Annotated in this window: 7 protein-coding genes; 5 read left to right on the forward strand and 2 right to left on the reverse strand. The window is 60.8% G+C overall.

The genetic code is table 11. The features are described from left to right. The coding region (locus tag ACYVRZ_RS05720; protein WP_461225537.1) for a S8 family serine peptidase at nt 1–4,931 on the forward strand (4,931 nt) is incomplete at its 5' end. A 748-nt stretch (nt 4,932–5,679) separates the two neighbouring features. Here ACYVRZ_RS05720 and ACYVRZ_RS05725 read toward each other — a convergent pair. Continuing rightward, nucleotides 5,680–6,861: a YeiH family protein gene (locus ACYVRZ_RS05725; protein WP_461225538.1), complete on the reverse strand. Its 1,182-nt coding sequence runs from the start codon at nt 6,859–6,861 to the stop codon at nt 5,680–5,682. Nucleotides 6,862–6,970: 109 nt separating this feature from the next. On the opposite strand from ACYVRZ_RS05725, the gene ACYVRZ_RS05730 reads away from it, so the two are divergent. Then, nucleotides 6,971–7,774, forward strand: a complete 804-nt coding sequence (locus ACYVRZ_RS05730; RefSeq protein WP_461225539.1) for a LysR family transcriptional regulator — start codon at nt 6,971–6,973, stop codon at nt 7,772–7,774. Between the two features lie 208 nt (nt 7,775–7,982). Here the strand turns inward: ACYVRZ_RS05730 and ACYVRZ_RS05735 are convergent, their stop codons facing one another. Then, the gene (locus ACYVRZ_RS05735) at nt 7,983–9,089 is read right to left on the reverse strand and encodes an SLC13 family permease (protein ID WP_461225540.1); all 1,107 of its coding nucleotides are present in this window, start codon (nt 9,087–9,089) and stop codon (nt 7,983–7,985) included. Nucleotides 9,090–9,952: 863 nt separating this feature from the next. Between ACYVRZ_RS05735 and ACYVRZ_RS05740 the strand changes: the two genes are divergently transcribed. The 3 genes from ACYVRZ_RS05740 (at nt 9,953) to ACYVRZ_RS05750 (ending at nt 12,340) form a co-directional block, all read left to right on the forward strand. Beyond that, nucleotides 9,953–10,798, forward strand: a complete 846-nt coding sequence (locus tag ACYVRZ_RS05740) for a WxL domain-containing protein (protein WP_461225541.1) — start codon at nt 9,953–9,955, stop codon at nt 10,796–10,798. A gap of 95 nt (nt 10,799–10,893) precedes the next feature. Next, entirely contained in the window at nt 10,894–11,949 is a 1,056-nt protein-coding gene (locus ACYVRZ_RS05745; RefSeq protein WP_461225542.1) for a DUF916 and DUF3324 domain-containing protein, read from the forward strand. Then, nucleotides 11,927–12,340: an LPXTG cell wall anchor domain-containing protein gene (locus ACYVRZ_RS05750; RefSeq protein ID WP_461225543.1), complete on the forward strand. Its 414-nt coding sequence runs from the start codon at nt 11,927–11,929 to the stop codon at nt 12,338–12,340. Before ACYVRZ_RS05745 ends, ACYVRZ_RS05750 begins: the two co-directional genes overlap by 23 nt. The last annotated feature ends 5 nt before the right edge of the window (nt 12,341–12,345 follow it).

Here is a 12,345-nt window from a genome sequence, read left to right on the forward strand (position 1 = left end):
CCGTGGTCTCCGTCATCGACACCGGGATCGACGCATCGCACAAGGACATGCGCCTGAGCGACCCGTCCAAGGCCAAGATTTCCCAAGACGACGCCAACGCCTTTGCCAGCTCCGTCGGCTACGGCCGTTTCCTGACCGACAAGGTGCCTTACGGGTACAACTACGCTGATGACTCCAACGAGTACATCGCCGACGACGATCCGGAAGAGCAGCACGGCATGCACGTGGCCGGCATCATCGGCGCCAACGGCACGACCGGCGACCCGACGACCTCGGTTGTCGGCGTGGCCCCTGAAGCCCAATTGCTGGCGATGAAGGTGTTCTCGAACTCCGACGCCGAGGCGACGACCGGTTCCGACACCGTTGTGGCCGCGATCGACGACTCCGCCAAGATTGGTGCCGACGTCCTGAACATGTCACTGGGTTCCGGTTCTGGCACCCAAATGGCTGACGATCCGGAACAGGCCGCGGTTCAAAACGCGATCGACGCCGGTACCGCCGCGGTCATTTCCGCCGGTAACGACGGCTCCAGTACTTCCGCCACCGACGGCTCCAACGCCAGCTACTTCGACACCGAAGACACCGAAATGGTCGGCGGCCCTGGTGTTGCCCGCAACGCGACGACCGTTGCCGCGGCCGAGAACACCGACGCCGTTGGCTACTCCGTCAGCATCACGGACGGCGACACCGACGTGGTGACGCCTGAGCTGACCCAGATGTCGACCAGCGCTACCCAAAAAGACTTCGATTCCAAGAAGTTCTTCGTCGCGCGTGACGCCGATGGCAAGCTTGGCCTCGGGACACCCGACGAGTTCACCGCCGACGCCGCCGGCAAGGTGGCGGTGGTTGCCCGTGGCGACCTGGCCTTCACCGAAAAGCAGGCCAACGCGCTTGCGGCCGGTGCCAGCGGCTTGATCATCGTCAACAACACCGATGGCGATGTGCCTTTGACCTCCATGTCCATCGACGACAGCATCCCGACGATTTCCTTGTCCCAGACCCAGGGTAACAAGCTGGCCGACTTTGTGACGGACGGTCACACAGATGACACGTTCAGCGTTTCGCTTGGTCTGCGTCAGTCGCACAACGCGGCTTACGACGCCGACAAGATGTCTTACTTCACGTCTTACGGCCCGACCTCCGACCTGTCCTTCAAGCCGGATATCACGGGCCCTGGTGGTAACATCTGGTCGACCCAAAACAACAACGGCTACATCAACATGTCCGGGACCTCGATGTCCTCACCGTTCATCGCCGGCACCCAGGCCCTGTTGAAGGAATCGATCACCAACGCCGACAACCCGTTCTTCGCCCAGTACGAGGCGATGAGCGGCGCCGAAACGGCCAGCCTGTTCAAGACCATCGAGATGAACACGGCCAAGCCAATCCTCGACGACAACTACGACAACGCGATCCAGTCCCCACGTCGCCAAGGCGCCGGGATGGTCGACGTCGAGGCCGCGATCGAACGCCTCGAGACCAACCCGTCGACGGTTGCGTCCGACAACGGCTACCCGGCCGTTGAGCTCAAGAGCATCAGTGGCAACAAGCGCCAGTTCAACGTCACCTTCACCAACCGCACGGCCACGGATCTGACCTACACGCTGGATCCGACCACCGGCACCCACGCCGTATACACCGATGCGATCGATCAGACCGATGGCACGATGTACGACACCCAGGTTTACGGGGCGACGATCCGCGCCAACGACGACATCGTCGTGCCGGCCAACGGCACCAAGACCGTGACCCTGACGCTGAGCCTGCCTGAAGTCCTGAGCCAGAACCGCTACATCGAAGGTTTCATGGGCTTCACCGGCTCCGACGGCACGACTTCGAACCTGCCTTACATGGGCTTCCGCGGCAACTGGGATGCCCAGCCGATTTTTGATCCGGTCAACGGCCAGTCTGCCCAGGCCCTGGGGCTTGGTTCCTCGACCTTCCTGTACAGTGGCAACTCGATTCTGGGGACCACCGGCGATTCCGAGACCGTCGATCAAGACGCGGTTGCGATTTCGCTCAGCCCGGATGCCGACTACACCACCGTTCAGGGTGAGGCCTACACGTTCCGCAATGCGTCCGACGTGACCTTCCAGATTCTGGATGCCGATGGCAACGTGGTCACCACGCTGTCTAAGTCGACCAACGAAACCAAGTCGTACTACTACCAGACCGGCGGTTACTACCTCACGGTTAGCCTGCCGAAGTGGGACGGGACCGTCTTCAACCAGACGACCGGCAAGTACGAGCAAGTGCCAGACGGCCAGTACACCTACCGCGTTACTGCGATTGGCGACGGCGCGTCCGAAGACAGCCGCCAGACGCTTGATCTGCCGTTCAAGATTGACTCCGTGGCACCGGAATTGCGCAACATCGGTCTGACCTCTGAGAACGTTGACGGCAAGACCCAGTACTACGCAACGGGTGAGGTCAAGGATGACTTCTCCGGTCTGGACATCAGCAAGCAGGCCGGCGTCGGCATCAACGGCGAGATCAACTTCGACACCTACGAAGTGACCGGCACCACCGCCGATGGCTACACGCAGATCAAGGTACCTTTGACCGATGCGCAGGCCAAGCTGCTGGCCGGCGGTCGCAACAACGTCGAGCTGTACGTGACCGATAACGCCACGAACTACGTGGATGACGTTAACGCGAACGTCCAAAAGCCTGGTGCAATCGGGAGCGGTCTGGTTTTGACCAACCCAATTCCGTCGACCATCAACATCTCCAACAAGGCACTGCAAATCATCTCCGGTGGGGTCTACTACCTCATGCAGGGGACCTACGACGGCGATGTTTACGGGACTTACACCGATAAGAACGGCGACACCCAGGACCTGATTGTCAATAACGACAACGGTGACTTCATGGCCGCAATGCCAATCACGGCCCTGGCCGACTACGATACGAGCTTCAACTTCTACGCCGACGCCGCTCACACGCAGCTGCTCGGCCGCTACAACGCTCACGTCGCACTGACCACGCCTGAGCTTGGCAGCTTCACCGTTAACGGTGGGGCGGATCAGACCTCCGAGGCGACCGTCAAGGCTGCCGGGACCGTCTCCGACGACACGGTTTCTGCCACGGCTTCGATCAACGGCGGAGACGCCATCGACCTGCCAATCGACGCCAGCCACAACATCGACACCGAGCTGCCGGTAACCTTCGGCGACAACGCGATCACCATCACGCTGACCGATGCCGACGGGAACACGGACTCCTTCGATTACACGGTCAACTCCAGTTACGATGCGACGCCTTTGACCAACGCGGTCACCTTCGACAACGGGATTAAGTTCGGGACCAACTACATGGATACCAACGATAAGGCCTACGATGCCGCAACCGGCACCTACCACCTGACCGGCCATGTCAAGCACCCGACGACCAGCCTCGAAATCGAGGGCAAGCACGTCGACGTCAAGTCCGACCTGTCCTTCAGCGTTGACCTGAAGGTTGGCACCCTGGGCAAGCACGACTTCAGCGTCGTATTCGGCAACACCCTGACCGGTGAAACCGTTCAGGAGCGTGTCTCCATCGTTCTTGATTCCATTGCGCCGGAACTGACGCTGGATCAGGCCACCGATACCGACATCCACACCGACAAGGACACCTTCACCATCAGCGGGACCGCGACGGACAACTTCGATTACCTCGAAGTCTACATCAACGGCAACCAAGTGGTTCAGACTTACGGTGGCGCCAACTGGAACACCAAGACGCCTGGCACCAGCCAGCCGTTCTCCGAAGTTGAGAAGCTGAACGAGGGCAAGAACGTCTTCACGGTCACGGCTTCCGACTCCACGGGCAACCAGGTTGAAAAGACCGTCACGGTTTACTACGACAAGCCAGCCACGACCGGCACCGAAACCGGCACCGGCACGGAAACTGGCAACACGGGTTCCGAGACCACCACGGACACGATCCAGAGCGTTCTGGACGCAATCGCGGCGGCCAAGAAGGACGCCAGTGACGTCGGCGAGGCCATCAACCCGGCAACGGGCAACACCTTCAACGGCGACTTCAACGCTCTGGCCGCTGACCTGAAGATCAGCAAGCTGACCCCGGCCCAGGCCAAGGCGCAGCTCGCCGACCTGATCAAGGCGGTTGAGGCCTACCGCACCGCCAACGGCATCACCGCGCCGACGACGAACACGGATACCGACACGGATACCGATACGGACACCGATTCGGACACCGATACCGACACGGATACCGATACGGACACTGATACCGACAGTCCGGTCCTGACCGCGATTGACGCGGCCAAGAAGGCGCTTGGCGCGACGCTCGGCGAAACCACGAACCCGGCCACGGGCCGCACGTTCTACGGCGACCTCGACGCCCTGGCAGCGCAAGTCAAGGCCGGCTCCATCTCCGATGAAGACGCCGAAACCACGCTGAACCAGATCATCAGCGCCGCCTACGTCCAAGGCGATATCGCCACGGTCAAGGCAGCTTTCGCCAAGGCCGACTTGGGCAACACCAAGGACACCGCGACGGGCCGCACGTTCAACGGCGACGTTGACTACCTGAAGGCTCAGGCCGCTTCCGGCGCAATTACGCCAGAGGATGCCGAAAAGCAGCTGAGCGGGTTCGTTGACAACGCGCTTGACGCCTTCACTGCCGCCATCAAGCAGGCAACGCCGGTCGCCATTGGCAACGCGACGGATGCCGCGACGGGCCGCAGCTACTACGGCGATCTCGACAACGCGAAAGCGGCCGGTCAAAAGGCCACGACGCTTGCCGACAAGCTGGCGCAGTTCGACGCGCTGATCGGCTTCAAGGCCGACATCGCAGCCGCCAAGGCCGGCACCACGGCCCCGGCCGCGACGACGGACACCAAGACCACCACGACCAAGGTCGGCGCGAAGTTCGCCGCCTTCGCCAAGGCCGTCAAGGCAGCCTTCCAGAACCTGACCAAGTAAGCTAGGTCACAACAAAGCACGACCAGCGCAGCAATGCGGTGGCCGTGTTTTTTGGTCCGGTCGGTTACGAGGGTGACCGATTGGACTTGAATCGCGCGAAAACTCGCAGAACCCACGATTGTAAAAACGCGAGTCAAAAGAGTTGACACCAAATTGGTCCAGTGTTAAGCTACTCGCGAACGATTGCTCAAGTGCGGGGGCGACGCTGTGGCCGCAGCGCTGGCACCTCTGCCGCATAGGGGAACGATCCGGAGCGCAAGCGCCTCTAGTACCCAACCCATGCCAAGCCGCAGTGTATTGCCACACGGCTTTCAAACTCAAGAGTTTTAGTGCAACCCCTTCAACTTAGGAGGAGATACCAGGGCATAGGATTTCACCAACCCACCGCTCGCACCAAGTTAGGATCTACTCGCAACGCGAGGTAGCTGCGGCCCCGACGAGCGCGGTGGCGGACCACTTTGGCAAGACGAAGCCAGGAACGTAACCAAATAAGCCAAGGCCACCGGCTTCACTGAGTCCGGTGGCTTCGGCGCGGCCGCCGCAACGATTGAGTTGCGGCGGTTTTTTGACGTCACCAAGGCGCCAAAAAAGCCCCGGCTGGTGGCACAGCGGGGGCAGGAGTAAGGAGTTTGGAATATGAAGAAAGTGGGTTTGGGGATAGAAGTAAGTGGCAGGCTTATTTCTATGGTTCCAGAATAACCGGCGCGTGTGAAGAATCTGTGAGCGTTGCGAGAAGTTACTGCGGCAGCTACACCGCCAGCAGCTTGAGCAGCGTCAGGGCCGCGACGGTTTGCAAGGCGCCGACGCTCAGGCCGTAAGCCAGGAAGCGCCGGCCCTGGCGCATGAAGTTGGCGAAGTTCAGGCGCAGCCCGATGGCGGCCAGCGCCGTGGTCTCGAACCAGGTGGAGACAAAATGCGCCCCGCTGGCCAAAACCGGCGGCAGCGTCACCGCGGAGTTGAGGACGCAGAGAATCAAGAAGCCCAGCACGTACCACGGCACCGGTAGCCGGCGCTTGGCCTTGGCCGGAACCGCCGAGGGCGATCCTTCGGTTGGCGCCGGTTGTGCGGTCGCGGCAGTTGCGCCGGCCACGTGACCACTGGCGGCAATGGCAGCCTCTGACCCTTTGCCGACCGCCTCGGTCATCGCGGCTGTTTCGGTCATTGCGGCCGTCTCGGTCGTTGCGGCCACCGGGATCGCCCCGGCTGCCGCTGCCGTCGCGGTCGCCTGCGTTCGCCGCACCTTCTGCGTGAACAGCGTCACCACCACGACCAGCATGATGATGCGGGTGATTTTGAACAGCATCGCGTAGGCCACGACCTGGGGGCTGAGGAGGCTGGCGCCGGCGACCACCTGGCCGACCGACTGCAGGGTGCCGCCGAGCATCGCGCTGGTCGCCAGGATGTGGCGGCCGAAAACCGCCTGGCCCAAAAAAGGCAGCGTCAGCATCATCACGGTGCCCAGCAGGTTGACCAGCGTGATCGCCTCGCCCTTCTCCCGGTCGTCGGCACCGATGGCCGGGGCGATGGCGCCGATCGCGCTGGAGCCACACACCGCATTGCCGCCGGCGAACATCAGGCTCATGGTTTCACCAAACCCCAGCCGCCGCCCGATCAGGTAGGCGCCGCAGATCACGATGGTCATCATCAAGAGGACGTAGACCAGGCCGCGCCACCCCATGTGAGCGATGGTCTGGAAGGTGACGGTCAGGCCGAGCAGCACCACCGAGTACTCGAGCAGGCGGCTTTCGGCCAGCTTGGTGCCGGTGCCAAGCCGCGGGTTGCGGCACAGGGTGTTGCCCAAGACGATGCCGAGGAGAATGGCGAGCGTGGCGCCGCCGAGCTGCGGTAGCCAATGCGCGAGACCGGTCGCGGCCAGGGCGACGGCGAAGGACAGGGTGAAGCCGGTCGCAACTTGTTTGAGACGTGACATGGGATTCCTTTCGGGTGCGTTTTGACCCGAGTATACCCGGGATTTAATATCAGCGGATATCATTGTTATAATATCAGTAATCACAAAAACGGATAACAAGGAGTCCCGGATGAAAAACCTGACCACGTTCAAAACGGTGTACGAAACCCGCAGCTTCAGCAAGGCCGCGGCGCTGTTGTTCATCGCCCAGCCGACGGTATCGGCGCAGATCAAGCAGCTAGAGGCGGAGTTCAACACCGTGCTGTTCATCCGCAACGGCCGCGGCCAGCTCGGCGTGACGCCGGCGGCCACGCAGCTCTACCAGGCAGCCAGCGACATGCTGGCGAGCTGGGCCCAGGTGCATGAGGCGCTGGCGGCCGGCCCCGCGGTACGGCACCTGCGGCTGGCGGCCTCCCACACCTTCGCCACGGCGCTGTTGCCGGGCCTGTTGCCCGGTCTCTACGCCCAGTTCCCGGCGGTGCGGTTCTCCGTGGCGATGGCCAACTCCTACGCGGTCCAAACCGCCGTGGCGCAGCACGACGCCGACCTGGGGTTCATCGAAAAACCGCTGGTGACGACGGGCCTCGACCGCACCCCCTTGATGGCCGATCAGCTGGTGCTGGCCGGCTCGGGTGAGCCCTTCCTGGTGCGGGAGCCGGAGTCCGGCGTCGCCTACTACACCGCGCGGTACTTGGCCGAGCACAACGTCCAAGGGCCGCAGTTGACCGTCTCCTCCAACGCGATCATCGTCGCCTTGCTGCAGCAGGGCTTCGGCAGCTCGCTGCTGTCCAGCCGCGCCGCCGCCGGCCTGCCAACCACGCCGCTTGGCCCCGACTTTGTGCGGCACTTTTACCTGCTGACCCGCAGCGGCGATGCGGCCGTGGCGCCGGTGGCCGCGGCCATCACCGCCTGGGCGGCCGCTTGCTCGGACTGACGCGGCCTGGCCAGGCTAGCGGCCGCCGGTTTGGACTGAAGGTAAGGCGCTAGCCCGGCTGCGGCGGCCGAATCGGGCTGCGGCGACCGGTTCAGGCTGGCGGCCACCGGTTAGGACTGAAGGTAGGCCGCTGGCCAGGCGGCCGCAGACCCGGGACGCAAACACGGCCCCTTGCAGCAATCGCGCTGCGAGGGGCCGTGGTTTTGGTCTAGTAGACGAAGTCGAGAATCAACCAGCCGAGGCCGGTCAAGACGATCAGGCCGATGATGTTCAGGCCGAAGAAGTCGAGGAAGAACTTGCCATTCTTGTGGTTGCCGAAGTTCGTGTATTCTTTGTAAACCAGCAGGTTGTTCATCGAGCCGATCACGGTGCCGAGGCCGCCGATGTTGGAGCCGAGGAACAGCGCCGCCGACATCGTGGTGAACTTGCCGATCAGGACGGTCGACGGGACGTTGCTGATGAACTGACTGGAGATGATCGACGTCAAAAACACCGAGTGCTCGGAGGTCATCAGGCCGGACACGAGGTTGACGACCCAGGGAATCTGCTGCAGCACCGAGACGATGACGAAGAAGCCGGCGAAGGTCAAGACAATCGCGTAATCGACGTCGCACATGATTTTCGGTGCCAGGGCGATGGCCAGAATGATGGCGGCAATCGCGCCGACCCAAGACGGCAAGACGTGGAAGACCCCGGCGAAAATCACCAAGGCGACGATGCAGGTGACGACGGTCGGCCGGGCCTGGATACGGATGTCGCGGAACGGCACCGCCGGAATCGGCTGCTTTTTGACGAACAGGCTGAAGCCGAACAGCAGGGCGAGGCTCGCAATCAGCAGCGGAATCGACCAGCTGAAGAAGCGCAGACCATTAATTTGGTAGTGGTTCATGAGGAAAATGTTGTGCGTGTTCCCGAAAGGCGTGAACGCGCTACCGAAGTTCGCCGCCATGCCGATCAGCGTGACTGGTAGGACCTCGGGCAGCTCGTACTTCTTGGCGATGCGCAGGTACAGTGGCACCAGCGTGATCACCGTGACGTCGTTGGTGAGAAACATCCCAGCGACGACGGCCAAACCCAAAAACAGCCAGGTCAGCTGGCGTGTGTTTTGGGCCTTGGTGGTGAGGCGGTAGGCGAAGTAGTCAAGGATATGTAGGTGCTCGAAGATCTGAATAATCGTCATCATGGCCAGGATCGACCACAACGTCGAGAAATTGATGTCCGCGAGCTTCGGCTTGGCAAAGAACAGGCTGATCACGGCAAGCGCCGCGGTGATCTGGAGCACCCGGTCCCTTGCGATGTTTCTGATTACGGTCATATTCACACTCTCCAAAATGACTCAACAGTACCATTTTGCGCTTATTCTGTTGCGCTGACAACGGCTTTTGTGTAAAAGCTATGTAAATCTCATGCCAGCCTAACAATCGCAAAAACGTCAAAAAAGTGGGTAAGAAACGGCGGTAAAAACCCGTCAATCCGGCATTCGTCTCTGAAATTAAAATTATGAAACCGTATTCTACAAAACGCGGTGATGTGTAAAAAACACGTAATAACCTGTTACAATGTCGTTTATTCGTAAACAGCAACAGGATTATTCGACCGAACGAAGGCGGCGAAGTTGACCGGACGACCCCGAATGTGCTGGCGCAACCGGTCGGCGGTGGCGGGGACCGGCGGAGATTCGGCGCCTTGAAGGGGTGACTGTGTCGAGGTCGGTCCGGCACCCGCACAGGCGGTGGTAGTTCAAGTCCTTTGGCCAAAGCGCGTCGGCTCGCGACGCAAAAAGTTAAAGGTGTAAAGTTTATCGCGCATTGATCAGTTGCCGCAGCTGCCGCAATCGCGCCGCGTCGGCGTTTTGCCGTCTGTTGGCCGCCGGAGACGCGATAGTTCAGGCGGTAGGCGGTTTCTTTCACAAGACCATGGGAAGCGGGGGTGACAACTTTATTTCTATATAAATGGTCACTGCCAACCCCATCTCACCGGGCTGCGAATGGGCAGGGGCCGCCAAAAGTACTAATAGTTAATATTCAGATATTAATTTTCAAAATTTCAAATCCCGTAAACCGGATTATTCAAATGTGAATTTTTTTAGGGGTGTTCAGCCGCTAGAATTAAGAGTGTAGAAAAGATGTTGCAGAGCCGCCAACCGGTTCACATACACAAACATGGAGGGATTTCCTTATGAAGAAGAACGTTAAACTTACCGCACTTGCTCTGTTCTCCACCCTGGCCTTGACCGGTGTCATGGCGGCCAACAGCGTTTCCGCTGCCGAAGTTGATCCACAAAAAAACCCAGCCGCTGAAACGGGTCACGCCTACGTGACCTTCACCCGTAACACTACCACCGGCCCAATCAAGCCGACGGCACCTGCCGGCACCACCGATACCGGTAAGACCAACGAAACCGGCGCCTTGACGCTGGATGCAATTCCGACCAGCCTGAACTTCGGGACTCAGGAGGCTTCGGCCACCAACACGAAGATTAACCTGCTGGCCTCCACCGATACCGACCGCGCCGTTTCTCAGAATGAGGCCACCACGGATATCTCCAACGATGGGACTGACCCGGACGCCACCAGCCGCTCGATCTTCACTCAGGTAACCAACCTGCTGCCGGCTGAAGTGACCAAGGACGCCGATGGCAACGTCACCGCCGAAACCCCAGTCACCTGGAACCTGAGCGCTCAACTGAGCGACTTCAAGACGACCGACGGCGCATCTTCTTTGACCGGTGCCAGCATCACGCTGAACAGCGCGAAGAGCCAGAAGCTCGCCGACGACGGCAAGAGCTGGAGCGTTGACCCGACCAACACCAGCCTGAGCTCCAACATCGTGCTGAAGGCCGGCGGTGCCGCTTACACCTACGCAACCAGCACCGACACCGGGATTTTGCAGCAGGTTTGGGACACCAAGGACGTGAGCCTGAACGTACCGACCGGTTCCCAGACCATCGGTAATTCCAACGCAACCGTGACCTGGACCCTGAGCGCCGTGCCTGGCGATCTTCACGCCCTGGGCGAAAACTAAACGCTGTTCAGAACTAAGCACCGCACCATCGAAAGTGGTAGACTAATTTTGCCAATCTAAAGAGGTAATCATCAACGACGAGGTATTTGGGGATAATGATCAGCAAATGGGGAAAAATCATCGCGACGGCTGCGGCTGTCATCGGCGTCGGGCTGTTCGGCTCGCAGTCGGTGTCCGCCGCCAGCGGAACGGAAGGCGTCAAGTCAGTGCCGCTTTCCGTGATTCCGGTCGCGAATAAGTATCAGATTGGGACGAACGCCGCCTACTTCAACTTGAAGATGAAGCCGGGACAATCGACCGAGCTGCAGGTCAAGCTGGCCAACACCGGCAGCAAGCCGCTGAAGGTGCGGGTGACGGCCACCGCCGCCACGACCAACGACGCCGCGCAAGCCGACTACACCAACGCCTCGACCAAGTACGACGCGACGCTGGCTCACCCGTTGCCGACCTTGATCAAGATTCCCAAGGCCTATCGCAACCTCACGATTCCGGCTCGCACCACGGCGCTGTACCACATGCCGCTGACCATGCCCAAGCAGGCGTTCAAAGGCGTCATCTTAGGTGGTCTGCACGTGCAGCCGGTCGTCGCAAGCAGCGCGAAGTCGGGTATCAGCAACCAGTACGCCTACGTGATGGCGATTCAGCTGACCAACGGGACGGCGCAAAAGGCCGACCTGCGGCTGAAAAGCGTGTCGGCCGGCCGTGCGGATTCGCAGACCAGCGTCAACGCGACACTGCAGAATTTTCGCGCCAGCCTGCTGACCAACGGGACGATTAAGGCTCGCGTCACCAAGCAGGGGCAAAATCGCACGCTGAAGTCACTCACCATGGCTAAGGCATCGGCGGCACCGAACTCCCACTGGACCGTCCAAGTGCCATGGGCTGGCGCCATCGCCCCTGGTGACTACACGCTGCACCTGACCTACCGCTCCACGGACAAGCAGTTCTTCAGTGCCCGGACCTGGACGTTCACCAAGAACTTCCACGTTTCGGCCATCCAAGCCGCCCAGTACACGCTGGCGGAAATGCACATTCCGTGGTGGGTCTACCTGATTCTGGTCTTGATTCTGATTCTTTTGATCGTGCTGATCATTCTACTTCTGAAACGCAGAAAGAAGGAAGACGAGCATGAGGAGACACCTAGCGCTTAAGCTGATTGTTGCCTTGCTGCTGGCTGTCGCGCCGCTCGCCGCCACCCAGGTGCAAGCGGCAGATGACGCCACCGGCACCGCCTCGGTCACATTCACCGGCAAAGCCCTGAACCCGCGGGATCCAACCCTGCCGCTGACCGGCGGCGGTGGCACGACCAGCGGCAACTCGGGCCACAAAGCCGAGCCAACCGTGGTGGTCACGACCAAGGCCGAAAAGACCAAGGTCAAAACCGCCCAGACGGCGACCAAGACCACGGCCGCCACGACGCAGACGCGGCTGCCGCAAACCGGCAGCGTGACGCTACCAGCCGCGGCGGTCATCGCCCTGGCGCTGGTCGGCCTTGGCCTGGCCGGCTGGACGCTGCGCCGCGACGCAACATTAGCTGAATGAAACTG

This window comes from Lacticaseibacillus suihuaensis (assembly GCF_054785075.1).